The 25551-nt window shown below is 61.0% G+C and carries 24 protein-coding genes; 7 read left to right on the forward strand and 17 right to left on the reverse strand.

The annotated features are described in order from the left end of the window. Nucleotides 1-70 precede the first annotated feature (70 nt). Nucleotides 71-775 carry a GntR family transcriptional regulator gene (locus PYR71_RS05210; protein ID WP_275618501.1) on the reverse strand — a complete coding sequence of 235 codons (705 nt, stop codon included), beginning with the start codon at nucleotides 773-775 and terminating at the stop codon, nucleotides 71-73. Nucleotides 776-902: 127 nt separating this feature from the next. Here PYR71_RS05210 and PYR71_RS05215 point away from each other — a divergent pair, with 127 nt between their 5' ends. Next, nucleotides 903-1814, forward strand: coding sequence for a dihydrodipicolinate synthase family protein (locus tag PYR71_RS05215; protein WP_275618502.1), 912 nt, complete (start codon nucleotides 903-905; stop codon nucleotides 1812-1814). Between the two features lie 51 nt (nucleotides 1815-1865). On the opposite strand, the gene PYR71_RS05220 is transcribed toward PYR71_RS05215, so the two are convergent. Continuing rightward, a complete protein-coding gene (locus PYR71_RS05220; protein WP_275618503.1) occupies nucleotides 1866-2924 on the reverse strand; it encodes a LacI family DNA-binding transcriptional regulator in 1059 nt (352 codons plus the stop codon). A 142-nt stretch (nucleotides 2925-3066) separates the two neighbouring features. On the opposite strand from PYR71_RS05220, the gene PYR71_RS05225 reads away from it, so the two are divergent. The 5 genes from PYR71_RS05225 to PYR71_RS05245 all read left to right on the forward strand — a co-directional run bounded on the left by PYR71_RS05225 (nucleotide 3067) and on the right by PYR71_RS05245 (nucleotide 9460). After that, the gene (locus tag PYR71_RS05225; RefSeq protein WP_275618504.1) at nucleotides 3067-5388 is read left to right on the forward strand and encodes an alpha-L-rhamnosidase; all 2322 of its coding nucleotides are present in this window, start codon (nucleotides 3067-3069) and stop codon (nucleotides 5386-5388) included. A gap of 37 nt (nucleotides 5389-5425) precedes the next feature. Beyond that, the gene (locus tag PYR71_RS05230; RefSeq protein WP_275618505.1) at nucleotides 5426-6709 is read left to right on the forward strand and encodes an ABC transporter substrate-binding protein; all 1284 of its coding nucleotides are present in this window, start codon (nucleotides 5426-5428) and stop codon (nucleotides 6707-6709) included. Between the two features lie 66 nt (nucleotides 6710-6775). Beyond that, entirely contained in the window at nucleotides 6776-7654 is an 879-nt protein-coding gene (locus tag PYR71_RS05235) for a carbohydrate ABC transporter permease (RefSeq protein ID WP_275618506.1), read from the forward strand. Further along, the gene (locus PYR71_RS05240; protein WP_275618507.1) at nucleotides 7651-8478 is read left to right on the forward strand and encodes a carbohydrate ABC transporter permease; all 828 of its coding nucleotides are present in this window, start codon (nucleotides 7651-7653) and stop codon (nucleotides 8476-8478) included. Before PYR71_RS05235 ends, PYR71_RS05240 begins: the two co-directional genes overlap by 4 nt. A 4-nt stretch (nucleotides 8479-8482) precedes the next feature. After that, entirely contained in the window at nucleotides 8483-9460 is a 978-nt protein-coding gene (locus PYR71_RS05245) for an ABC transporter ATP-binding protein (RefSeq protein WP_275618508.1), read from the forward strand. 386 nt (nucleotides 9461-9846) lie between these two features. Here the strand turns inward: PYR71_RS05245 and PYR71_RS05250 are convergent, their stop codons facing one another. The 15 genes from PYR71_RS05250 to PYR71_RS05320 form a co-directional block, all read right to left on the reverse strand. Beyond that, entirely contained in the window at nucleotides 9847-10098 is a 252-nt protein-coding gene (locus PYR71_RS05250) for a ribbon-helix-helix domain-containing protein (RefSeq protein ID WP_323115698.1), read from the reverse strand. 101 nt (nucleotides 10099-10199) lie between these two features. Next, nucleotides 10200-11000, reverse strand: a complete 801-nt coding sequence (locus PYR71_RS05255; RefSeq protein ID WP_275618510.1) for a phosphate/phosphite/phosphonate ABC transporter substrate-binding protein — start codon at nucleotides 10998-11000, stop codon at nucleotides 10200-10202. A 45-nt stretch (nucleotides 11001-11045) separates the two neighbouring features. Next, complete coding sequence (locus PYR71_RS05260) at nucleotides 11046-12500, reverse strand: NAD-dependent succinate-semialdehyde dehydrogenase (protein WP_275618511.1); 1455 nt, start codon at nucleotides 12498-12500, stop codon at nucleotides 11046-11048. Between the two features lie 10 nt (nucleotides 12501-12510). After that, nucleotides 12511-13590: an ABC transporter ATP-binding protein gene (locus tag PYR71_RS05265; protein WP_275618512.1), complete on the reverse strand. Its 1080-nt coding sequence runs from the start codon at nucleotides 13588-13590 to the stop codon at nucleotides 12511-12513. Beyond that, on the reverse strand, nucleotides 13587-14387 hold the full coding sequence (locus tag PYR71_RS05270) for an ABC transporter permease (protein ID WP_275618513.1): 801 nt from the start codon (nucleotides 14385-14387) through the stop codon (nucleotides 13587-13589). Before PYR71_RS05270 ends, PYR71_RS05265 begins: the two co-directional genes overlap by 4 nt. Before the next feature lies 1 nt (nucleotide 14388). After that, nucleotides 14389-15261 (reverse strand): ABC transporter permease, encoded by an 873-nt coding sequence (locus PYR71_RS05275; protein ID WP_275618514.1) that lies wholly within the window; start codon nucleotides 15259-15261, stop codon nucleotides 14389-14391. 111 nt (nucleotides 15262-15372) lie between these two features. Beyond that, nucleotides 15373-16383 (reverse strand): ABC transporter substrate-binding protein, encoded by a 1011-nt coding sequence (locus PYR71_RS05280; RefSeq protein ID WP_183918506.1) that lies wholly within the window; start codon nucleotides 16381-16383, stop codon nucleotides 15373-15375. Nucleotides 16384-16431: 48 nt separating this feature from the next. After that, on the reverse strand, nucleotides 16432-16755 hold the full coding sequence (locus tag PYR71_RS05285; protein WP_183918505.1) for an NIPSNAP family protein: 324 nt from the start codon (nucleotides 16753-16755) through the stop codon (nucleotides 16432-16434). Between the two features lie 4 nt (nucleotides 16756-16759). After that, nucleotides 16760-18223 (reverse strand): aldehyde dehydrogenase, encoded by a 1464-nt coding sequence (locus PYR71_RS05290; protein ID WP_275618515.1) that lies wholly within the window; start codon nucleotides 18221-18223, stop codon nucleotides 16760-16762. A 4-nt stretch (nucleotides 18224-18227) separates the two neighbouring features. Beyond that, on the reverse strand, nucleotides 18228-19268 hold the full coding sequence (locus PYR71_RS05295) for an LLM class flavin-dependent oxidoreductase (protein WP_183918503.1): 1041 nt from the start codon (nucleotides 19266-19268) through the stop codon (nucleotides 18228-18230). Next, nucleotides 19265-20200: a flavin reductase family protein gene (locus PYR71_RS05300; RefSeq protein ID WP_183918502.1), complete on the reverse strand. Its 936-nt coding sequence runs from the start codon at nucleotides 20198-20200 to the stop codon at nucleotides 19265-19267. The genes PYR71_RS05295 and PYR71_RS05300 overlap by 4 nt, the downstream gene beginning before the upstream one ends. Then, on the reverse strand, nucleotides 20197-21042 hold the full coding sequence (locus PYR71_RS05305; RefSeq protein ID WP_275618516.1) for an alpha/beta fold hydrolase: 846 nt from the start codon (nucleotides 21040-21042) through the stop codon (nucleotides 20197-20199). Before PYR71_RS05305 ends, PYR71_RS05300 begins: the two co-directional genes overlap by 4 nt. A 16-nt stretch (nucleotides 21043-21058) precedes the next feature. Then, a complete protein-coding gene (locus PYR71_RS05310; RefSeq protein WP_183918500.1) occupies nucleotides 21059-21661 on the reverse strand; it encodes an amino acid synthesis family protein in 603 nt (200 codons plus the stop codon). A gap of 422 nt (nucleotides 21662-22083) precedes the next feature. Beyond that, nucleotides 22084-22779, reverse strand: coding sequence for a GntR family transcriptional regulator (locus tag PYR71_RS05315; protein WP_183918499.1), 696 nt, complete (start codon nucleotides 22777-22779; stop codon nucleotides 22084-22086). A 142-nt stretch (nucleotides 22780-22921) separates the two neighbouring features. Then, nucleotides 22922-24292 carry an FAD/NAD(P)-binding protein gene (locus PYR71_RS05320; RefSeq protein ID WP_183918498.1) on the reverse strand — a complete coding sequence of 457 codons (1371 nt, stop codon included), beginning with the start codon at nucleotides 24290-24292 and terminating at the stop codon, nucleotides 22922-22924. Nucleotides 24293-24494: 202 nt separating this feature from the next. Here PYR71_RS05320 and tauA point away from each other — a divergent pair, with 202 nt between their 5' ends. Further along, the gene (tauA, locus tag PYR71_RS05325) at nucleotides 24495-25508 is read left to right on the forward strand and encodes a taurine ABC transporter substrate-binding protein (RefSeq protein WP_275618517.1); all 1014 of its coding nucleotides are present in this window, start codon (nucleotides 24495-24497) and stop codon (nucleotides 25506-25508) included. The last annotated feature ends 43 nt before the right edge of the window (nucleotides 25509-25551 follow it).

Consider the following 25551-nt stretch of genomic DNA (forward strand, 5'->3'; position numbering starts at 1 on the left):
CGCCCCTGGAAAGGTAATCACAGGTTACAGAGAAGGAGGCCAAGAACAGCGGGTACTCTGATCCGGCGCTTCAGGACAAGCTGATCGCGATCGGACGGTCGAGGTTGCGGGCGAGATAGTCCTGGATCTGGTGGACGATCTGGCCGGCGTGGGCAACTGCCAGCCGGTCTGCCCGCTCGGCATCGCCCGCTTCGATCGCGGCGATGATTTCCTCGTGTTCGTCGACATACTGGCGCGGCAGGCGGTCGTCGAAGGTCGAGTAGTAAAGGCGAAGGATGCGGCGGCCTTCGTCGAGCAATTTGGCAAAGAAGGCCGTGTAATAGGCATTGCCGGCAAGCTCGGCGATCGCCACGTGAAATTCGCGGTTCGCCTCGATCATCGCATAGGCATCGCGCGCGGCGACGGCATCGGCAAAATCCTTCTGATGCTGGCGGATGCTCTTCATGATTTCGCCGTTCCGCCTTTCGGCCGCCCCGCGCGTCGTGACCCGGTACATCAGCGTCAGCGCTTCGAAATAGGTAGGCAGGCTTGCAAAATCGATCGGCGCGACGATCGTGTTCCGGTTCGGCAGGGTCGTGACCAGCCCATCGGCGACAAGCCGCAGGAGCGCCTCGCGAATGGGCGTCCGCGACATCCCGAAACGCTCCGACAGTCGGACCTCATCGAGCGGGCTACCGGGCTCCAAAGCCATCGACAGGATCTCCCGGCGCAGCGTCACATAGACGCTCTGCGTGCCGGAGCCGCGCACCCGTACATTTTCCGTCTCATTCTGCATATGTCCTGCCTCTGTCCTGAAGCCTTGTATTGCGTTTCGGCCGGTTTCTGCAACGGTCCTGATAAAGCGGGTTGAGTTCTGTCGACAGTTTGTATATAACACTGCTGACTTCAACGGGGTTCAAGCGATGACGACAGGATGGAAGGGCGTATTTCCCGCCGTAACGACACAATTCAACGAAGATCTTTCCGTGGATCTGCCCTCGACCCAGCGCGTTCAGGACGCGCTCGTCAATGACGGCGTCAACGGGCTGATCGTCATGGGCACCTGCGGCGAGAACAACTCGCTCGATCCCGATGAGAAGCGCACGATCCTCAAAGCCGCCGTCGAGGTCGTCAACGGCCGCGTTCCCGTCGTCACAGGCGTCTCCGAATTCGACACGCGGCGCGCCGTCGCCTATGCCCGCGACGCCGAAAAGCTCGGCGCCGACGGCCTGATGCTGCTGCCGGCCATGGTCTATGTGCCCAAGCCGGAAGAGCTGATCGCGCATTTCCGCACCGTGGCCGAGGCAACCTCGCTGCCGATCATGCTCTACAACAACCCGCCGGCCTATCGCGTCAACATCGGCGTCGACGTGCTGAAAGTGCTTGCCGACGTGCCGAATATCAAGGCGGTCAAGGAAAGTGCGCCGGATCCGCGCCGCTTCACCGACCTCATCAACGCCTTCGGCGACCGTTTCGATATCTTTGCCGGCCTCGACGACGTCGCGCTCGAGGGTCTGATGCTCGGCGCCAAGGGCTGGGTCTCGGGCCTCACCAGCGCCTTCCCTGAGGAATCCGTGCAGCTCGTTGCCGCCGCCGAACGCGGCGACTGGGAAGAGGCCCGCAGGATCTACCGCTGGTTCATGCCGCTTCTGCATCTCGATGCCGAGCATGACCTCGTGCAGTCGATCAAGCTCGCCGAGCAGATCATGGGCCGCGGCTCCGAACGCGTCCGCATGCCGCGCCTGCCGCTTTCAGGGGCACGGCGCACCGAAGTCACCGCCATGGTCGAGAAGGCTGCCGCGACGCGGCCCTCGAAACTCGGCAAGGCCGCCTGAGATTGCGAGGCCGGCAGCGCACATGAGCTGCCGGCCTTTCCATGCCTCGCTCTAAGTGACCGGCGCCATGCCGGAGCGGATCAAGCTGTTGCGGCTGACCAGCGACGGCATCTGGAAAATATGCTCGGCGCCGGTGCGGCCCTCTATTCTCGAAATCAACGTCCGGGTGGCGACCTGACCGAGCTCCCTGCCCGACTGATCGATGCTTGCGAGATTGACGAGGCCGAGCGCTGCGGTCGACGAATTGTCATATCCGACAACGGCAAGATCCTCAGGCACACGCACACCCATTTCCATCGCCAGGCTCAGAAGGGTGATGGCGTCCAGATCGCTCCAGCAGAACACGGCGCGCGGCCTGTTCTTCCTCGACAGGAACTTTCGCATCGTTTCCTCCCGCTTTGGCGGGGCGATCGGAATTTTCGTGATCGGCGCAGACGATCCCAATCCGGCACGCTGGATCGCCCGGCGGAAGCCGATCTCACGCTGGCGAACGACGGAAACCTGGTGCCCCTCACGCTCGCCGAGGCTCAGCATTTCGATGTCGCGATAGCCGCAGGCAAGCAAAGCTTCAACCGCAATCTCGGCTCCACGCTGGTCGTCGGCATTTACCGTATCGAAGGCCGTAGCGCCGGCATCGTGATAACCGATCGCGACGATCGGTATCTGAGCAGCAAACTTTGCGATGATGTCAGAGGGCAGGCGCGGCGCAACCAGGATCAGGCCGTCCATCTTGTAGTCGATCATCGACTCGATCAGCGACGTCTCCAGCTGCACGCGCGCATCGCTGACGCCGATCATCGCTTGGTAATGCGAAGGCGCCAGCACGCCGTTCACCCCGGCAATCACCTCCGGAAGGAAGGGATTGCGGATGTCGATCAAAAGCACGCCGATGGTGAAACTGCGGCCCCGCAACCCGCGCGCCGCGCGTGAAGGACGATATCCAAGCACTTCAATAGCGTCGGTCACTTTCGCCCGTAGCGCTTCACTGACGCCGTAGGCGTTTCGCATCACCTTGGAAACCGCGGCGACCGATACGCCTGCATGCGTTGCCACTGTCCGGATCGTCACGCGATCATTTCGTTGCAGTCTTTTCTTCTCTTCGATCGACATGAGATCTCTGGGCTACTCTGCGAGCCGTCACAATTGCTCGCAGAACCAACATGGCAGACTGGCGACGAAATTTCTATTGCGCTTCCGAAAAAAATGTAGAACGTTATATGGAGAACGTTCTACATTATCCGGGAGGGACTTGATGAACTTTCAGCCGGCAGCCATCAGCGGCGATCGCGTTTCGCGCGCCTGGTCTGGAGACATGATCGCGCCACTGTCGGACGGCGGTCAGGGAACGCCGGCAAGTTTCGTCTCCAAGAGCTTCGATTACGATGGCGCCGGACGTCCGGTCGAGCTCTTCATCTCCGCGCTCGGCCTCTACCGCTGCTTCATCAACGGTGGGCGCGTCGGCACCGATCTCTTGACGCCGGGCTGGACGAACTATGACGATCGCATTGCCTATCAGCGATACGACGTCTCGAGCCTACTCAAACCAGGCCGCAACCGGATCGAGATCTGGCTCGCCGACGGATGGTACCGATCGCCGATCATGTGGGGCGTCAGCGCGATCCCGAATTGCTGGGGCGACAGGATCGGCGCCATTGCCGATCTGGTCGGAGGGGACGGCACCATTCTGTCCACCGATCCGAGCTGGCGGAGCGGCCTTCTGCCAATTCTGAAGTCGGGGATCTATTTCGGCGAGATCTATGACGCGCTCCGGGAAAACCTGGACGAAACCCATGGGACCGAGAGACTGCCGTTCGACAGGGGGCTGCTCGTCGCCCATGAGACCGCGGCAGTGCGGGAGTTGCAGCCGCTCGCCCCCATCGACAGCTGGAGCGATGATGAAGGCAGGACGGTCTATGACTTCGGCCAGAATGCCGGCGGTTATGTCAGATATACGGTCCGCGGCGTCCGTGGCAGCGAAGTGCGGGTCGAGCATTCGGAAGTCCTCGGGCCGGGCCGCCATTTCGACAATCGCAATTTCCGTACGGCCGCAGCGCACACGCTTTACACGTTGCGCGGAGACGGCGACGAGACCTATGCGCCGCACTTCACCTTCCACGGTTTCCGCTATGCCAGAGTGACGATTACTGGAAACGCAGAGATCCTCGAAATCGCCTCGATCCCGATCTCGTCGGTGCCGGAACCCGCCGGCGGCTTCACTTCAGGCAATTCTCTCGTCAATCGCCTGGTTGAGAATACCATCTGGTCGCAGCGCGCGAATTTCGTCGAGGTGCCCACAGATTGCCCGCAGCGCGACGAACGGCTTGGGTGGACCGGTGACGCCCAAGTGTTTGCCGCAACCGCCTGCTGGCTGAGCGACAGTCAATCCTTCCTCAGGAAATATCTGCGGGATGTAATGGCCGACCAGCGCGATGACGGCGCCGTCTCGCATTTCTCGCCGGACCCGACGCGTCTGCACCCCGCCAACTTCCCTGGTTATGCCGGCTCGACCGGCTGGGGCGACGCAATCGTCGTCATTCCCTGGGTTCTCTATACCCATTACGGCGATCGGGCCGTTCTTTCGGAATGCCTGGATTCCATGGTGCGCTGGGTCGATTTCGTCTGGTCCATTTCGGATGGCCCGATCGTGCGCCCGCCGTCACGCTGGGGTGCGCGCGGCTTCACCTTCGGCGACTGGCTGCAGCCGGTCGGCGACAACAGAAAGCCGCGCCCGACGATTGCCGACGATTGTGCAGCTACCCTCTACCACTTCATCTCGACAGATCTTCTGGCAAAAATCGCCGCCGTTCTCGGCGAAGAAACGCTTGAAGAGCAGATGAAGCGCCGCGCCGAAGAAATCAGGCACGCTTTCGCCAACGAGTTCATCACGCCGGCGGGACGACTCGCTCACAACGACCAGACCTCTTATGCACTCGCTTTCCTCTACGACTTGATACCTGCAGAGCATGATCAGGCGGCCCGGCAGCATTTCAGGCAGGTGATCATCGATGCCGACTACAAGATCGGCACCGGCTTCATCGGCACCCCTGCCCTGCTGCCGGCGTTGACGAAGCTCGGAATGGATGACCTTGCCGAAAAAGTCTTCCTGCAGGAAGACGTGCCGGGCTGGCTCTACCAGGTCTCCAAGGGAGCAACGACGATCTGGGAGCGCTGGGACTCCATGGCGCCCGACGGCACCATCTACGAACCCGAGATGAACAGCTATAACCACTATGCCTATGGGGCGGTCTGCCAATGGCTGTTCGAATGCGTCGCCGGCATTTCGCCGAGCCCGGCAGCACCCGGCTTTGCCGAAGTGATCATAGACCCGGCACCAATCCCGTCGCTCTCGCCTGTTTCAGCCTATCATGACATCAGCAAGGGCCGCATCGAGGCCGGCTGGCAGTGCGCTGGAAACGAGGTCACCTACGTGCTGACGCTTCCGGAAGGCTGCATCGGCCGCTTCCGGCCGGGACGGCGACACCGGAACCCTTTGCTCAACGGAGAGCCTGTCGTCGAGGAGGCCGTTCTTCCTCCGGGCACGCACGTGCTGGTGTTTTCCCTACGCGATTCTTGAGGAGCATATAGGTCACACCGTTCAGAGGAGGAACGTCATGACACATCGGATAAGGTACATTCTTGCCGGCGCATCCGCGCTTCTGGCCTTGGCCGCGGCCAGCCCGTCTCATGCAGAAACCGCATTGTCTTTCCTGATCGACAACAACCCCGACACGGTCGCGGCGGCCGAAGCACTGGTTGCGGCCTACCAGGCCAAGGCGCCCGACGTGACGATCGAAATCGAGCCGCGGGCAGGTGGTGGCGAGGGTGACAACATCATCAAGACGCGCCTGGCGACGGGGGAGATGTCCGATGTGTTCCTCTATAATTCTGGATCTCTCTTACAGGCGCTGAGGCCGGCGCAGACACTTGTCGATCTGAGCGGTCTTGCGTCGCAGGCGAAGGTGGATGAAGGCTTCAAGTCGGTCGTCCGTGCCGATGGCAAGCTCTACGGCGTTCCCTTCGGCACGGCGATGGCGGGTGGCATCCTCTACAACAGGAAGATCTATCAGGACCTCGGCCTCACCGTTCCGAAGACGTGGGCGGATTTCATGGCCAACAATGCCAAGGTCAAGGCTTCGGGCAAGGTCGCCGTTGCGCAGACCTATCGCGATACCTGGACATCGCAGCTGTTCGTTCTGGCCGACTATTACAATCTTCATGCCGCCGTGCCGAACTTCGCCGCCGACTATACTGCCAACAAGGCGAAATATGCGGAGACGCCCGCCGCCACCAAAGGCTTCGAACGGCTGAAGGATGTTCACGACGCCGGCCTTATGAACGAGGATTTCGGCGCGGCAAGTTATGACGACGGCCTCAGAATGGTGGCGACCGGCGAAGCAGCGCATTATCCGATGCTGAGCTTCGCCATCGGCGCCATCAAGCAGAATTATCCCGAGAATCTTGCAGATGTCGGTTTCTTCGCGCAGCCGAGCGACGATGCGGCGACGAACGGCCTGACGGTCTGGATGCCGCCCGCCCTCTATATTCCCCTGACCAGCCAGCACGCAGAGGAAGCGAAGAAGTTCGTGGATTTCGCCGGAAGCGTCGAAGGCTGCAAGATCATGGTGGAAACCAACACCGTGCAGGGGCCTCCGCTGATAGACGGCTGCGATCTGCCTGCCGACGTACCGCCTGCCGTAAAGGACATGCTCCCCTATTTCGACGCCAAGGGAAAGACGACCCCGGCACTGGAATTCGTATCGCCGGTGAAGGGTCCGGCTCTCGAGCAGATCACCGTCGAAGTCGGTTCAGGGATTCGCCAGCCCGCCGAGGCAGCGAAGCTCTATGACGAGGATGTGCGCAAACAGGCCAAGCAGCTCGGCCTGCCCAACTGGTAGCGGTCGTTCGGGCCAGCTAACCTCGCTCCTGACGGGGCGAGGTTTCCCCCGATCGAAGAGGTAGTCATGACCGAGACACGCCCGCACTCGCGCAAATCGCCCTACCCGCTGTGGTTTTTCATTCCCGCCGCCATCATTTACGGCGTGCTGTTCCTTTTTCCGACCATATCGTCTCTCTGGTATAGCCTGACGCGCTGGGATCTCTCGACGGCCCAGTTCATCGGGCTCGAAAATTTCCAGCAGTTCTTTTCCGAACCCTTCCTGATCAAGGGTCTGATCAACACGCTGATCTACGCGGTGACGACCTCAGGCCTGAAAACGGTCTGCGGACTGCTGCTGGCCGTGCTGCTCACCAGCAATATCTTCGCCCGTGGCTTCCTGCGCACGCTGGTTTTCTTTCCCGTGCTGGTCTCGACGATCGGCATCGGCATAACCTTCACGGTCATGATGCATCCGACCAAGGGCATCATCAATGTTACGCTCGCGACGCTTGGAATACCGGGGCCGGGATGGCTGACCAATCCGACACTTGCGCTTTTTTCGGTGGCCCTGGTCGATGTCTGGAAGGGCGTCGGCCTCGCCACCCTGATTTTCATCGCCGGTCTTGCTGCGATTAGCCCGGATTATTACGAGGCGGCGAGGATCGACGGCGCCACGCGGCTCCAGCAATTCACTCGGATCACCCTGCCGCTCGTGCGTCCCGCCACCGTCATCGTGGTGACCTTGTCGCTGATCGGTGGGCTCCGTTCCTTCGATCTCATATGGGCCATGACCCGCGGCGGACCCGGTTTCTCTTCCGATGTGATCGCCTCGGTCATCTACAAGCAGTACCAGGCTGGTTTTTATGGGCTGTCGACGGCCGGCAACGTCATTCTGTTCGCACTGATCGCCGTGATCATCCTGCCCTTCACCCTGTGGTTCAACCGACGCGAGGTCGAGGAATGAGAAGCGTCCGCCCCTATGTGACGGGCGCGATAGCCCTTGCCGTCGCGGCCATCATCTTCGTCATGCCTTTCGTTTTCGTCGCCCTGCAGGCGGTGAAATCGAAATCGGAGGCCTCCCGGCTCGATTTCGAATTCCCAGAGCATTGGCTGTTCTGGGACAATCTCGTCGCCGTCTTCAAGGCGCGCGACTATCAGCTCGTGCTTGCCTATTTCAATTCGACACTGATCACGGTCGTTTCCGTCACGATCCTGATCCTGCTGTCGGCGATGGTCGGATATGTGATGCAGCGCCGCAAGACGGCGTGGAACCGCGTGGCTTTCGCTGCGCTGTTCATGGGCCTGATGATGCCGCCGGCCGTTGTTCCCACCATCGGCCTTTTGCAGGGCATCGGCCTCTTCAAGACCATGACTGGAATGATCCTGATCCAGGTTGCCTATAATCTCTCCTTTTCGGTCCTGCTCTATCGGTCGTTCATTTCGACCATCCCGCGCGATCTCGACGAGGCGGCGCTGATCGACGGCGCCAAGCCCCGGCAGATCTTCTTCCGGGTGGTCCTGCCGCTGCTGAAGCCGGTGACCGTGACCAATATCGTCGTCCAGTCGATCGCGATCTTCAACGATTTCACCAATCCGCTCTATTACTTGCCGGGCAAGGAGAACGTGACGGTGCAGCTGACGCTCTATAATTTCCAGAGCATGTATTCGAGCCAGTACAATCTGCTTTTCATGAACATCCTCCTCGTAACGATTCCGCCGCTGATCGTCTTCATCTTCTTCAACCGCCAGATCGTCGCAGGCATGACATCAGGCGCAGTCAAAGGGTAGCAGAATGGCTGAGCTCACTCTCAAACAGGTTCGCAAGAGCTTCGGCGCACTCGAAGTCATCAAAGGTATCGATCTTGAGGTTGCCTCCGGCGAATTCGTCGTCTTCGTCGGCCCGTCGGGATGCGGGAAGTCGACGCTGCTGCGCATCATCGCTGGTCTGGAAGAGACGACTTCAGGTAGGCTGACCATCGGCGGCAAGGACGTGACCTATGCCGAGCCTTCCGAGCGGGGCATCGCCATGGTGTTCCAGAGCTACGCGCTCTACCCGCATATGACGGTTGCGGAGAATATAGGCTTCGGCCTTTCACTCGCCCGCCGTCCAAAGGCGGAAATTGCCGCCAAGGTCGCGGCGACTGCGGAAACGCTGCAACTCACCCAGTTGCTGGAGCGAAAGCCCAAAGCGCTCTCCGGCGGCCAGAGACAGCGCGTCGCCATAGGCCGGGCGATCGTCCGCGATCCCAAGGTTTTCCTGTTCGACGAGCCGCTTTCCAATCTCGACGCGTCGCTCAGAGCCCAGATGCGGCTTGAGATCGCCGATCTCCACACTCGGCTGAAATCGACGATGATCTATGTCACCCACGACCAGGTCGAAGCCATGACGATGGCCGACAAGATCGTCGTGCTGAACGGTGGCGCCGTCGAGCAGATCGGCAGCCCGATGGAGCTCTACCGCAATCCCGCCACACCCTTCGTCGCCGGCTTCATCGGCAGCCCGAAGATGAACCTCTATGGCGGCGAGACGGCACGGCGAATGAACTGCACGACCTACGGCATCCGTCCGGAACATATCAGGCTTTCGGAAGGCCCTGGCCAGTGGCAGGGCAGAATCCGCCATGTGGAACGGCTCGGCGCCGATGCGATCCTTTATCTCGATGTCACCGACCTCGGCGAAATGGTCGTGCGCGCCGAAGGCGAAACGCCTTTTGCGCCTGGCATGAAGGTCTGGGCAGATCCGGTGGAGGGAGCGGAACACCGGTTCTGAGTTTCGGTTAACCCCCTCCTCGAGAGCAATCCTACCGACCGAAGATCCCGCCCCTCACGGTTGTTTTGTTTGAGAGTGCCGCCAAATCCTTTTTGGGCCGGAGCGGCAGATTCATCCGTTCGTGAACAATGCCCATGATACCAAGATCGCCGTTATTAAGCTCGCGAAAGAACACTGATAGTAACGACCGAAATAGGCTAACCGCTTGATGTCTGCCGGAACTGCCAGACGTTGCAGAACCGATCCCCACACAAACGCTGCAAATAGGCGTGCAGCCCGAGAATGTAGATGTGCGCCTTTGTTTCTCCCCAAGCTTCGCAGGTATCACGCCAAATCCTGTCCTTGCGCGGCGGTAGCACGCAGATAAAATCGATAAGAGCGCATCGCTATCGGCGCTTGTTGCGGCCTATGACGTCTTCAGCCGAAAGGGCGACAAACTCGCTGTCGTCGGCCCGCATCGCAGGCGCAAGCTCCTTCTGCAGCATATCCCAGGTCTCATCACGGGTCTGCAAGTCGCGGCGAATAAGGGCGCGAATATATTCGCTGGCATTTTCATAGAGGCCGTCGTCACCGATCTGCTGCTGGATATGATCCTGCAACTGCCCACTGACCTTCACATGAATGCTATCCGACGCCACTGGCATACCCCATCGTTCCTTTTATCATCGGTAGCGTCGCATACAGTGTCAATATTCATCACATCGCTTCGGGCGACCTGACGAGGTGCTTAAAGAAAAACTCAGGCTCTCAACTGCGGCAAAGCATTGCCGGCCATTGACAGGAGCGGCTCGTAATCCGCTTCGGAGAGCAGCGCGATATCGACCAGTCCGAGCGTCGCGCGCATGGCCGCCAAGGACGGCTCTCTAATGGCGGCATGCAACGCACCTCGAAGGAGGAGGATTGTTTGGCTCGATGTGTCGCCTGATGTGATGAACGGGAGACCGGGCGCCTTGGGTGTTTCGGCGATGATCCGGATGTCCTCGACCAGGGCGGTATCGAAACGGCGGATATTCTCAAGAGCGATACAATCGATGGCCGCGCTTTCCGCCCTGCCCTCGACAACGGCGGCAATGCTGCCGCCGTGGCTGCCTGTTTCGATGATCCGGCCAAAGAAACGGCCGCTGCGCGCAAGCGGAGCGACGGCGGCGCGAAAGAGATTGCTGCCGGAGTTGCTGTCAGGGCTGTTGATCGCAGCTGTCGTGCCGCGCAGATCCTCCAGCACGCGAAGGAAAGAATTCTTCCGGACGATGATGAAGCTGCGCATCAACGGCCCATCGCAGCCTGGATGGCTATATACGGGCGTGGCCACCAGCCGCACCCGGCCGCGCAGGCTCGTGGCAAAAGGATAGCCGCATGCCTGCGACAGAAGCAGGTCCGGCCTCAGCCAGGCTTCGTCATAGGCAACCGTCTGGTCGAGCGTTTCAGGCACCCCCGTGAGCCCGGAGTGCAGGAGGTAGTGTCGGAGAAACGACCAGAGTTCGGCCGTCGCCTCCGCGAGCGGCCGGGACGTCAGGTACATGGCAATGCTGACGAGATGCATGCCGATCTTTCATTACAGGCGGCGCTGGAACGCAAAGGTCGAGGATCAGGCAATGCCGCCCAGGCATACATATTTGAGCTCGGTATATTCGTCCAATCCGTGCCTGGAGCCTTCGCGGCCGAGGCCCGACATCTTGACGCCTCCGAACGGCGCCTCGGCGGTGGAGACGAGACCGGTATTGACCCCGACCATTCCATATTCGAGCGCTTCGGCCACGCGGAAGACCCGCGACAGATCGCGCGCATAAAAATAGGAGGCAAGTCCGAACTCGGTGTCATTTGCCTGCTCGATGACGTCCTGCTCGTCGCGGAACCGGAAAAGCGGGGCAAGAGGCCCAAAGGTTTCCTCACGCGCCACCTGCATGCCGGCAGCAACGTCACGCAGAATGGTCGGCTCGAAGAAATGGCCGCCAAGCGCGTGGCGCTTGCCACCCGTTACGATCCCGGCGCCTTTTGCAACGGCATCCCGGATATGGCTTTCGACTTTGGCAACGGCATTGTCGTCGATGAGCGGGCCAAGCACGACGTCACGCTCCAGACCGTTGCCGACCTTCAACTTCGAAACTGCCTCGGCGAGCTTGGCTGCAAATGCCTCGTAGACGCCATCCTGGACATAAAGCCGGTTGGCGCAGACGCAGGTCTGGCCGTTATTGCGGAATTTGGCGATGATGGCGCCTTCGACCGCCGCATCGAGATCGGCGTCATCGAATACGATGAAGGGTGCATTGCCGCCGAGCTCGAGACCGAGCTTCTTGATCGTCGGCGCGCATTGCCAGTAAAGCAGCTCGCCCGTCCGGGTGGAGCCGGTGAAGGTCAGGACCCGGACGTCGCGGCTGGCGGTCAGCGCTCCGCCGATTGCGGCGGCGTCACCGGTGACAACGTTGAGGAGGCCCGGCGGCAGGCCGGCTCGCTCTGCGAGGACGGCGATCGCGATCGCGGAGAACGGCGTCTGCAGCGCCGGCTTGAGAACGACGGCGCAGCCGGCGGCAAGCGCGGGGCCGATCTTGCGCGTGATCATCGCGTTCGGAAAGTTCCAGGGCGTGATCGCCGCCACGACGCCGGCCGGCTGGCGCAGCACAAGGATGCGTTTGTCCGGCTGATGCCCTGGTACGATCTCGCCGTTGATGCGTCGTGCCTCTTCGGCAAACCATTCGATGAAGCTCGCACCATAGGTGATTTCCCCCTTGGCTTCAGCCAAGGGTTTTCCCTGCTCCAGCGTCAGGATCATCGCCAGATCGTCACGGTTTTCGATCATCAGGCGATGCCAAGCCTTGAGAATGGCGGCGCGCTCCCCGGCGGTCTTCTTCGCCCAAAGCTTCTGGGCGATGACGGCGGCCCGAATGGCATCTTCCGTTTCCGTCGCACCGAAATCGGGGACCGCACCCAGCACCTCACCTGTCGCCGGATTGCGGACCATGGCCGACGCGCGACCTTCCGCTTCGATCCAGCGATCGGCGATGGGGCATGCCTGGCGGAACAGCGAGGGATCATTGAGTTTCATGGGACAACTTTCAACAGAATACGTGAGCGGCGCCGGGATCGAAATCGAGATGGACTATATCTCCACGATTGAGCCCCGCAATAGCCTCATGCCCGAACGGCAAGCGAACCGAAAGCGCCTCGCCTGTCGCCGTCTCCGTGGAGACGTGGATATTGTTGCCGAGAAAGGTAATGTCGCTGACCGTCGCGGCAAGACCTGCGCCGGCGGCTCTCGCGCGCGACAGCCGAATGCGCTCCGGCCTCAGCATCAGCGCCGCCCTTGCGCCGGAGGTCCCTTTTCCATGCACGGGAATCTGGTTGAAGATGGTTCCCCCTCCGAGCGCTATGGTGGCTTGTCCATCGGAAGACGACACCAGGTCGCATGAAATGAAGTCACTGTCGCCGATGAATTCGGCAACGAAGCGCGTCTTGGGATTGGCGTAGAGCTCCGGGCCTGTGCCGATCTGATCGATGACGCCCTTTGAAAAGACCGCGATGCGGTCGGAGAGCCGCAGCGCCTCTTCCTGATCGTGCGTGACGTAGAGGATCGTCACCTCGGTATGTTGGTGGATGCGGCGGATCTCATGCTGGATTTCCTCGCGCAGCTTCTTGTCGAGTGCCGACAGCGGCTCGTCCATCAGCAGTACCGGCGGATCGTAGGCAAGAGCTCTGGCGAGCGCGACGCGCTGCTGCTGGCCGCCGGACATCTGCGCCGGCTTGCGATCCTCGAAGCCTTCGAGCCGGACGAGGCGTAGCATCTCCTTCACCTGGCTGTCGATCTCGGCCTTCGATTTGCGCCGGACCTTTAGCGGAAAGGCAATGTTTTCGCCGACTGTCAGATGCGGAAACAAGGTGTAGCGCTGGAACACCATGCCGATATTGCGCTTGTGCGATGGCGTGGCGAGCAGGGTCTTCCCCTCGAGCGTAATGTCGCCTTTGGTCGGACTTTCAAAGCCGGCCAGGATGTAGAGCGTCGTGCTCTTGCCGGATCCGGACGGACCGAGGAAGGTCAGGAATTCACCGCGCCGGACGTCGAGATTGACGTCATGCACGGCGACGACTGGGCCGTATTCCTTGCGTATTCCGCGGATCTGAAGGAATGGTTCGTTCATTGTTTCAGTACCTTGCGCACGACGGCAACCAGCGCCATCAAGATGATCGTCAAAAGGATGAGAAGGGTCGATGCGGCAGCGACAACAGGCGTCAGGTCTTGCCTGAGCGTCGCCCATACCTTCACCGGCAGCGTCTGCAGGGTGGGGCTCGACATGAAGATCGCCACCACCACCTCGTCCCAGGATGTCAGGAACGAAAAGACGGCGGCCGAAAACAGCCCATGGCTGATCGCCGGAAGGGTGACCCTGATCTTCGCTTCCAAAGGCGAGGCGCCGCACAGCACGGCCGCGTCCTCGATCGACTTGTCGAAGCCTTCCAGCGCACTTGATATGGATAGGATCGAGAACGGGAGCGCAAGCACGAGGTGCGAAATGACAAAGCCGATCAAGGTGCCGCCAAGGCCGATCCTGAGAAAGAAAGCGTAGAGGGCAACTGCGAGAACCACGACCGGCAGGATCATCGGCGTCAGAAAGAGCGCCTTCAGCGCATCGCGGAACATGAACGAACCGCGCACCAATCCGAAGGACGTGACGAGGCCGAGCAGCACCGACAGAACCGTGACGATGCCGGCGATCTTGAAGCTCGTCAAAGCCGATTCCAGCCAGCGCGGGTCGGCGAAGAGTTCGCTGTACCACTGGAAGGTCCAGCCCGGCGGCGGAAAGATCAGCCATTGCGAGGAGCCGAAGGACAGGGCCGCGATGAAGATGATCGGCAGCAGCAGGAAGGCTGCAGTCAGAAGCGTGATCGCGAGCAGGACGTATTTCCACCAGCCGAGACGGTCGAAATTGAGCAGCATATCAACGTCGTCCCGGATTCTGATTGCCGAAGAAACGCAGCTGCACGGCATAAAGCGAGAGCGTCACGACCAGGAGAACCAGCGCCGCTGCACCGCCCATTCCCCAGTTGACCAGCGATTGCACGAACTGTGCGATCAGTTCTGCCAGCATCATGTTGGCAGTGCCGCCGAGAAGCGAGGGCGTGACGAAATAGCCGAGCGACATCACGAAGACCATCAGGGCGCCAGCCGCCATGCCGGGCATCGCCAGCGGCAGCAGAACCCGCGTCAGGCACTGCCAGCGGTTGGCGCCGCAAAGGGCTGCCGCCTGCAGGGTCGACGGGTCGATCTTCCTGATCACGCCGTAGAGCGGCAGGATGATGAAAGGCAGCATGATATAGGTCATGCCGATCGTGACACCGGTCAGATTGTTGACGAGCGCCAGCGGCTGGTCGATCAGACCCATTCCCATCAGCATCTTGTTGATGAGTCCGGTGCGTTGCAGCAGCACCATCCAGGCATAGGTGCGAGCCAGCAGGTTGGTCCACATCGAGAGCAGCAGGATCGCAAAGATCACCGTGCTCAGCCGACCCGGCATGATCGCCAGCGCCCAGGCGACGGGAAAACCGATCAAAAGCGAAATCACGGTGACGAGGCCTGAGACGATGAAGGTATTGGCGAAAATCTTGAGATAGGTCGCAGAGCCGATCAGCTGGGCATAATTTCCAAGGCCGGGAACGGGCTCCAGGACGCTGCGCAGCAGCAGTATCGCCACTGGTGCGACAAAAAAAATGCCCACAAAGGCAAGAGCCGGAACGACCCCGCCAAAACCTGTTGCCCTGCGTATCTTTGGCAAAGGCTCAATTGCGCCGGAGGCGTCGCTTAACGTCGACATGACAGTCCTTCCCACCCGTCAATTTCCGCGGGCGGCGAGGTCCGATGGACGGGTACCGCCGCTGCAGGAGGCACGGCGATTTTCGCCGTGCCATTCATCTCCAGTTTCGGACTATTTCGCCTGCCAAGCGTACCACTTCTCGCCGATGGCATCGCGATTATCAGCCCAGTAGTTCATATCGGCATTGACTTGGCTTGCGGTCTGCTGGTCCGGCAGCGTCTTGGCGATTTCCGGGTCCATCAGCTTGGCCGAGTCAAGATTGATCGGCGCATATCCCGTAGCCTTTGCAAGGGCAGCCTGCGGTTCGGCCGAGGTTGCCAGCGCGATGAACTTCATCGCGGCCTCGGCATTCGGCGCGCCCTTCGGCACGACAAGCGCATCGGCAGCGGTGATGTTCTGCTCCCAGGAGGTTTCAACCTTGATGCCGGTCGCCGCAAGCGCCGTCATGCGGCCGTTCCAGACGCTGCCGAAGGGCGCCTCGGCAGAGGCCAGCAGCTGCTGCGACTGGGCGCCGCCCGACCACCAGATGATATCCGACTTGATCGTATCGAGCTTCTTGAAGGCGCGGTCGAGATCGAGCGGATAAAGCTTGTCGGCCGGCACGCCGTCGGCGAGCAGCGCCGCTTCGATCACGCCGGGAGCCGACCACTTGTAGAATGTGCGCTTGCCGGGAAACTTCGTCGTGTCGAACAGGTCGGCCCATGTCTTCGGGCAGGCTTTGACGGCATCGGCATTGCAGCCGATGACGAAGGAATAATAGAAGCTGCCGACCGAATAGTCGGTGACGAAGCGCGGATCGAGCTTCGATTTATCGATGACGGAAAAGTCGAGCTTCTCGAGCTGGCCGTTCTTGCCGGCTTGGGCGGCATAGTCGCCTTCGACGTCGACGACATCCCAGTTGACTTCACCGGCCTCGACCATGGCCTTGAGCTTGCCGTAGTCGGTCGGGCCGTCTTGCACGACGGTGATGCCGGTCTTCTCTGCGAAGGGGCTTGCCCATGCGGCCTTCTGCGCATCCTGGGTCGTTCCGCCCCAGCTCGAGAAGACCATGCTGTCGGCATGCGCCGGCGCGGAGACCGCCACGAATGCGGCAACCGCCGCGAAAGCAAATGTCGTTTTCATGTTCCCTTATCCCTGTTGTGGTTTGTCCTACGGGTATGCCTTATGCCGTCAGCGCGCCCCGCTCCCGGGAGAGAAGCTTGCCGGCTTCATAATCTTGTTTTCCGCCACCTCGATCAGGTCGCGAATCTTGGGCAGGAAGGCCTGCCATTGCGGATCGGCCATAAGCCGCTGGCGTCTCGCCTCCCGATCGTCCAGGCTCGTAAAGGCCCAGATGTGGACGATCTCGTTGATCGTGCCGATCTCCGAAAAGAAGTAGCCGACGAGCGTGCCGAGATGGCTCTTCTGGATCTCGATCCCCTCTTCCCCGACGACCTTGAGATATTGCGGGATCGCGCCGTTCCTCAGCCGATAAGTCCGGATTTCGTAGAACATGGCGCTACCTCATCACGAAAGGATCGGGGATCGGATCGTCCGACGTTCTCAGCCAGATCGTCTTGGTGCGGGTATAGTCGAGCGCCGCGGCCATGCCGCCTTCCCTGCCGTGGCCGGAGAGGCCGAACCCGCCAAACGGCGCGATCGGCGATACGGCCCGATAGGTATTGACCCAGACGATGCCAGCGCGGATGCCCTTCATCAGCCGGTGCGCCCGGGTCAGGTTCTGGGTGAAGATGCCGGAGGCCAGGCCATAGCGGGTGTCGTTGGCCAGCTTCAGCGCTTCAGCCTCCGTCTCGAACGACACGACCGACAGGACCGGCCCGAAGAATTCCTCGATCAGCGAGGGCGAGGCTACATTGTCGCAATCGAGGATCGTCGGTGGGAAGTAAAAGCCTTTGCCGTCGATCTTGCGCCCGCCGATGACGAGACGGGCGCCGCTTTCGATCGACCGCTCGACGAGAGCGCCGATATTGTCCTGCTGGCGCTTGGTAGCAAGCGGACCGACCTCGGTTGCCATATCGAGCGGCGCGCCGATCCGGATAGCCGTAGCCTTTTCCCGCAGCAGAGCGACGAATTTGTCCTTGACGCTGCGCTCGACGATCAGGCGCGAGCCGGCAACGCAGCTCTGCCCTGTCGCCGCGAAGATGCCCGCGACCTGGGCATTGGCAGCACTTTCGAGGTCGGCATCGGCAAAGACGATGAAGGGCGACTTGCCGCCGAGTTCAAGCGAGGTGGAGGCGAGGTTTTCGGCCGAATTGCGAACGACATGGCGCGCGGTTTCCGGGCCGCCGGTGAAGGCGACGTGCGCAACTTTCGGGTGACTGCCAAGCGCCGCGCCGCAGGAGGCGCCGAAGCCGGTGATAATATTGACGACGCCCGCGGGAAAGCCCGCCTCATGCACGAGACGCGCAAATTCGAGAAGCGGCGCCGGCCCGTCTTCCGAGGCCTTTACCACCATCGTGCAGCCGGCGGCGAGCGCCGGGCCGATCTTGACCGCCGACAGGAACAGCTGGCTGTTCCATGGCACGACCATGGCGACGACGCCGATCGGCTCGCGGCGAAGCCAGACATCCATGTCGGGCTTGTCGATCGGCAGGTAGGAGCCTTCGATCTTATCGGCGATGCCGGCATAATAGCGGTAATATTCCGCGACGTAGGCGATCTGCGCGGATGTCTCACGGATGATCTTGCCGGTGTCGCGCGTCTCCAGCTCAGCCAGAATCGGGGCGTTGGCGGCAACCAGATCGGCGAGCTTGTAAAGTAGCTTGCCGCGTTGGGTAGCCGTCATCTTAGCCCACGGGCCGTCGTAGAGCGCCTTTTCGGCAGCGTTCACAGCTCGATCAACATCACCCTCGCGCGCTTCCGGCATCTCCGCCCAGACCTTGCCGGAAGCCGGATCGATGCTAGGATAGGAAGCTTCGCCGTCCGAGAATTCGCCGTCGATGTAATGCTGGAAACGCCGCATGGCCTTACTCCTGAAATGCCGGCATGACCTCGGCGATGAAGCGCTCGAGCGACGCCTTCTTGCGCTCGAAACTCATGCCGGTGTCGATCCAGAAGGAATATTCGTCATAGCCCAGGGCTTCATAAACCTTGAGCCGATCGATGACGGTCTGCACGTTGCCAACGACATTGTTGGTGCGCATGACCTCGTCCGACAGCATGGCGTTCGCTCTGATCTGCTCGTCCGGAATCCGCTCGATCAGGCCTTGGCTGACCGGCTTCTCATTCTTGAACCAGGCGAAGAAGTAGTTGTAGTAAACGCTGAGTTCATGAGCCGCCTGGGCGACGTCTTCTTCCGACGAGCCGACATAGGTGTGGCGCAGCAGCATGATCTTCGGCCGCTCGACATCGGGGTTCTTGGCGCAGGCAGCATTGAAGCGGTCCATCAGCGACTGGACCTCGTCATCACCCTGCCAGAGCGGCGTCACCTGAACGTTGCAGCCGTTGGCGACGGCAAATTCATGCGAATTCGGATCGCGCGCAGCAACCCAGATCGGCGGGTTCGGCTGCTGCAGCGGCTTCGGGGCAGACGTCGTCGCGGGGAACTTGAAGAACTCCCCGTCATGGGCGTAGTCGCCCTTCCATATGCCCTTGACCGCCGGAATGAGCTCGCGCATGCGCTGGCCCGCACCCCAGGCATCGAGACCCGGCAGCAGCCGCTCGTATTCGAAGGAATAGGCCCCACGCGCAATGCCGATATCGAGCCTGCCGTCGCAGATGATATCGGTCATGGCAGCTTCTCCCGCAAGCTTGATCGGATGCCAGAAGGGGGCAATCACCGTCCCCGTCCCGAGCCTTGCCCGCGATGTGCGGCGGGCGAGATCGGCGATGGTCACGAACGGATTGGGGGCAATGGTGAAATCCATGCCGTGATGCTCGCCCGTCCAGATCGCATGCATACCGCCCTTGTCGGCGATCTCGCAAAGCGCGACGAATTCCTCATAGAGGCTCTTATGGCTCTGGCTGGCGTCGAGCCGCTCCATATGGACGAAGAGGGAGAACTTCATGCTATTGCGCCCTTGGCTGGAATGGGATGGATTTTGCCGCCAGTCTCGTCGCCGAAATAGACGCCGAAATTGCCGATCGAGCTTTCCATCGCGAAGCGGTTGACGATATCGGCGGTGGAGCTGGTCTTGAATTTTGCCGCAGCCAAGGCGTCGGGCTTGATGAACCTGCCGCCGGCAGGCTCGCCGTCGCCGGCAACGGCGTGATAGACGATGTGCTGCTTGCCGTCGCTCTTGCCCTCATAGACCGAATAGAGGAAGCCGACGCTGATTTTCAGCCGGGTGAGCGTCTCCAGATATTCCTGCAAAGCATCGGTCGGGTTGCCGCCATGGGCGTCGATGTTCGGCAGGGAGAGCACATCCTCGCCCAGCAGCAGAACTTCTCCGCGGCGCTCGACGACGGCCGCAAGTTCGATACTGCCCTCAGCTGCCGCAGACACCGCCTTGCTTGCGAGCGTCGGCGTGAAATAGCCGCCGCGGGCATAGCCGAGACCGTTGCGGCCGCTATTGTCGAAAGCCTCGATGCGGCCCATCAGGATGACATGGTCGCCGGCCTCAATGACCTCTTCCATGGCGCATTCGAACCAGGCCGCGACATTCGAGAAGATGGGGCAGCCCGCCGATCCCTTGGCCCATTCGACCGCCGCAAATCGGTCTTCGACAGGACGCGCGAAAGTATTCGATACGTCCTTCTGCGTTTCCGACAGCACATTGATCGCAAAATGCGGCGCTCCGGTCATGGTGGCGAAATTACGCGAGGTCTTGGCAAGGCAGACGAGCAGCAATGGCGGGTTGAGGGAAACGGATGTGAAGGAATTCGCGGTGAAGCCGATCGGGTTCCCCTCCCCGTCACAGGCGGTAACGACGGTCACGCCGGTCGGAAAAGCTCCGAACGCATCTCGCAATGCTCTTGGGTCGACAGACTGGATTGTCATCGTTCATCCTCCCCGAACGACAGCCACTCGGCGAGCAGCGAATTGACGATATCAGGCGCGGTCAGGTTCACCATATGACGATGGCCTTCGACGATGCGGACCCAAGCCTTCGGCGCCAGCGCCGCCATCTGCTCTGCCATCAGCGGCGTCGAATTGGGATCGTCGGACCCCGTCAGGAACAGGGCCGGCCCCGCCACGTCTTTCCAGCGATCGGCATAAGTCTCATCTCCTCCGGCAAAAGCGGCGTAAGCGACCGCATAGCCTTCGGGATCGACGCGGCTCAGCCATTCTCGCGTCAATTCCCGCGCAATGAGGCTATCGGGATCATCGCCGAACCAGCGAGCCAGGGGACCTTCCTTATCCACACCCGTCACCGGAATGGCCGCGGCCCGTGCAAGCACGGCAGCTTTCGCCTTGGGGTCGCGCCTGTAGACGCCGTTGAGATAAGCGACACGGCTGATCCGTTCGCCGAATGTCGCCGCCGCCCCTCCCGATACCAGCGCCCCCATTGAGTGGCCGGCAACATTCACCCTTTCGATCGCCATCTCGTCGAGAAAGCGCCCGAACCAGGCGACGAATTCCTCGAGGCGGCTGCCCGCCGGCAGCTTTGCGCTCTCGCCATGTCCCGGCATGTCGACGGCAATGACGCGATGGCCCGCCGACAGAAAGGCGATCTGCGGCGCCCAGGCCTCGAGCCGCATGCCGACGCCATGAATGAGAACCAGCGGCTCGCCGCTGCCCGTCTCGTAATAGGCCGTCCCGCCTGGCGTCTCCTTTCGAGGCAAATCACCGGCGGCGCCTTTTGCTGCAGCGGCGCCCGAGATCGATCCGGCTGTCAGCATCTCAGCGCCCACCCTTTCAAACGCCCGCGGGGTTGGCGACGCCCTGCCCAAGGTCCTTCAGATCCTGATAGCGGTCGCCGATGCGGTGATGAGGGCGCCCGCCCACCGAAGCGCCAAGAGCCACGACGATCTCGTCGGCGGCAGGCGCGTCGGGGATCGAGGTCTGGATGGTCAGATAGTGCGAACGGCGGCCTTCATCGTTCTTGTCCATCAGCGGGATCATGATCGGCGCATTGGCAGGACCGCGCGTATTGCAAAAGGCGAGATAGGATTTGGCGCCAACGGCCTGGCGATAGAAATTGCCGAAGCGCAGCGTGTGGATGAGCGCGGAGGCATGTTCGATCTCACCGTCCAGGCCGACCACGGCGGCCTTGCCGTAGGCTTCTACGGCATCGCCGGAACCGACCGCATCGATGATCATCTTGGTCAGCAACTCGCCGAGAACCGGCGCGCCGGCGTGGATTTCGGGCTTGAGGTCTTCGACAAAGCCGCGGCCAGCCCAGGGGTTCTTCACGACCGCGAAAGCCGAAAACAGCTTCAGCGGCACCGCCGCGGCCTTGCCGCCTTCGATCAGCGTCGTTTCGATCTGCAATCCCGTCTTGCGAATTTGAATGGCCATGGGACACCTTATCTCTATTTCGTATTATGGTATACCATAATATAGTGCTGTCAAGCTCCTCTGGATTGCCGACGCGGCATAGCCGGGTTTCGAAAGAATCGTTTTGTAGCAGTCTGTTATGTCTGGTCATTTTGGGTTCGTGCCGCCCGCGAGCAAAAGGCTGCCAATGATGCACGACATCTCAAAGCTCCGGAGAGTCCCAGTTGTCAGCTGACAAGTCATTTGAGGCGGCCAAGGCAAGCGAACCCAAGGGCCGGATGAATCGGCCATGTAAGCGCCTCATATTATGGCATACCATCACACTGAGCAAAGTCGGGAGTCAAGTGTGGAGTGCATGACCTCTAAGTCCTGCGCACCAAGATTGAACATACTGATGGATCACAGGTGGATGCCCCTGGCGTCAGAGGCAGAGGCGTCAGCGTCTATTCGGAGGTCTTCTTTGCGGAGAGCACAGCTTCGGCAATCGCACTGGCTGCGGCCACGTGGTCCATCGCTGCCCGATAGGCCCCCTCGCCGTCGCCGCGGCGGATAGCGTCGACGATCTTCGACATCTGTGCCGGCCCCTCGATGCCACGCCTCTCCGTCTTGATGGTCATCGAGCGCAAATGGTTTATACGCACGGTCAGGAGATTGACGACGCCCCAGGCAACATGCCTGTCGACCATGGTGAACAGCGTTTGATAGAAGGAAGAGGTATTGGCCAGCACACCCGCCATATCCTGGTCGCGATAGCTGTCGCGAATTGCGGTCAGAGATTCCTCGAGCGCGGCGACGATCTCGGGGTTTCCACGTTCGGCGCATAGCCGCGCCGCCATGCCTTCGAGCGCACCGCGGATTTCATAGATCTGTTTGGCTTCGTCGATATCCAGCTGGGCGACGATCGGTCCCTTGTTCGGCAGATTGGCGACCAGCCCTTCCGATTCCAGATGTCTCAGAACCTCGCGCACCACCGTTCGGCTGACGCCGAGCTGGGCGCAGAGGTCACGCTCGACAAGCCGGTCTCCGGGACGGAAGTATCCGTTGACGATCGCCTCGCGGACCTTGTCGAGCGCCAGTTCCCGCAAGGTCTTCGCAGGACGCTCGACTCTGATTGCTGCGTCCTTCAGAGCACCGCTCATGCTGTACCTCAGTGTTGGATTGACTTCCCAGGCTCGAACTTTGCTGCAGCAGCCACCAGGAATCGTATTATGGCCTACCAAATACTGTAGCTGTCGGCGGCCAGCAATTCAACAACACCGTGCCGATCCCAAGTTTGTCAGCCTACGCGTCGGAGGCGGGCCTCACTTTGACGATCTCTTCGGCCACAGCCTTCGCCTGCACCCGGATATCGGGGACGGCGGTGATCTCCCAGAATTGCCCGGCCGTCAAGGCGCCGACGGCAAACAGCCGCGCGGGCGAGATCCGGGACGGAGCCGTCACTTCGGAAGCCGCATTCACCTGGATGCCGAGGCCGAGCGGATCGGGAACGATCAGCTGAAAGCGGCTCATTTCCTTCAGAAGCGGCGAATGGCTGATCCCGGCGCGCTCCATACCCGTGCAGTTGACCAGCCAGCCCGCCCTGATCTCGGCGATCTCGCGCTTGGCTCTGACCCTGTATCCGGCGACCAGCATGTCATCTTCGGCCTCGAGCGATTTCAGAAAGCCCGCGTGAAAGCGAACGGTTCCGTCTAAGACCAGTTTCTCGAAGCCGGCGAATACGTCGGGCGCTACCCGGTGGCGATGGATGTTCCACCAGGGAAGCGCGTGCCGCAGGAAGCGCGCTCGCTCCTCGTTCGAAAGCCGTTGCCAGAGAGCCTGCGTGACGGGCCTCAGGCCGTCCATCACGCTCCGCCAGTCGGCGACCGACCTGCTCTTTTCCCGCAAGATCTTCAACACGCCGCTGATCGTAGCGGGAAGCGTGTGATCCTCGATCGGCAGCGGCGCGGGCGGCGTCCTCGCATGACCGAGCGGCGCCAGGCCGCGTCGCGAAAGCACGTCGATCTTGCCTCTGTGGCCATGGGCGCGAAGTGCGAGAACCTGATCGATCATCGTCAGGCCGGAGCCGAGAATACAGACCGCATCGGAGGGCGCGACGCGCCTCAGCCAGGAGAGCCGCCACGGGTTCTCGACGATCCGCGATCGCAGCGAAAACGAAACGCCCGTCGGTTCGACCGGAAGGTCGGCGTTTCCGACGCCGAGGCAAAGCACCACATTCTTCCCGGCGACCTCGTCGCCATTGCCGAGGTGAAAGGCGAGCGTGTTTGTGTAGCGCTCCACGCATCCGGCTGCTTTGGCCTTGATGAAATCGACCCGGCAACGGCCATCCCGCTTTCGAAGCAGGCGCGCAAGCGTATCCCTGACATAAAGGCCGTAATCGCCGCGCGAGGCGAAATCGCCGGCCTGCATGGGGCGTTCATGAGCCTTCAGCCAATCGACGAAATCGTCGGGGTGATGGGGCAGCAGGCTCATGCGGCCGGCCGGCACGTTAAGGCGATGGAGATAGAGCTCCGTCCTATATGCCGTCCCGCGTCCGAAACCGGCATCGTCGCCGACGACGGCAATCTTCGCCGAAGCGGGAAGCAGCTCGATGAGATTGCAGGTCACAGCGATCGCTGAAAAACCGGAACCGACGACGATCACATCGTATGTCAACGCATTCTCCCTGAAGCTCGGTAACGCCGCTTCTTGTCACTCACCGCCACGCGGATGGCTCAAGCGGCAGAATCATGGAAACAATTATCTCCATAGTCTATAAATATAGTTTGTTATTCCTCCCGCCAGCCCCTTATCAACCGTTACCCTTTTGCAGGTGAGATGAAGGGGCCGGGTGGCCCTTGAAACAAAGGGGCTCAGGATGAATTTCAGAAATTTGGTTGTCGCAATCGCCGTCGGCATCGGCATTCTCGCAACGGCGCTCGCCACTGAGGCGGCGGACAAGAAGGTCGTCGTCGGCTATCAAACCGACGCATTGCCGTCTTCAGTGGCAATCGCCAACGGCGAATTCGCCAAGAAAACGGGATACGATATCGACTTCCGCAGGTTCAATTCCGGCGCCGAAATCTTCGCAGCCATTGCCTCGGGCGATGTTCAGGTCGGCTATGTCGGCTCCAGTCCGTTTGCGGCTGCGGTCTCGCGCGGGCTCGAGGTCAAGGCCTTCTACCTCGCCTCTATCTCGGGCATCGACGAGGCTCTTGTCGTCCGCAACGGCTCGGGCATTGAAAGCCTGAACGATCTGAAGGGCAAGAAGCTTGCCGCCGCGCCCGTCTCCACGGACCACTATCAGCTTCTGGCGCTGATCAAATCGCTTGGTCTAACCGAGAAAGACGTCCAGGTCTTCGCAATCCCCCAGCCTGAGATCGTTGCGAGCTATAACCGCGGCGATATTGATGGCGGTTTTGTGTGGGATCCGGCGCTCACCGAACTCAAGAAGAACGGCAAGGTTCTGGTGACCTCCAGGGATGTGGCGGACAAGGGCGCGCCGACATTCTCGGCCTGGGTTGCAACCTCGAAATTTGCCGGCGACAATCCGGAATTCCTGAAGGGCTTTGCCTCAGTCGTCACCAAATACTACGCTTCCTTCGCATCGGACAAAGCCGCCTGGGGTCCCGACAGCGATAACGCCAAGTCGCTCGCCAGGCTTCTCGGCGGAACGGCCGAGCAGCAGGCCTCGGCGCTGAAGAACCTGACGCTGCTCACCCCCGAGGTCCAAGCGTCGGACGCCTGGCTCGGCGGCGGCGAAAAGGCGGGCGCCGGCAAGATCCTGAAGGACACGGCATCGTTTCTGAAAGAACAGGGCAAGGTCTCCGACGTGCTGGCGAATTATGGCGCCTTCGTCACCGCCGACGCGCTTACCAGCGCCAGCAACTGATCCTCCCGATGCCGGCGCGACCATCCTCGCGCCGGCGTCGAAC

The organism is Rhizobium mulingense (assembly GCF_029194105.1).
Taxonomy (GTDB): Bacteria; Pseudomonadota; Alphaproteobacteria; order Rhizobiales; family Rhizobiaceae; genus Rhizobium; species Rhizobium mulingense.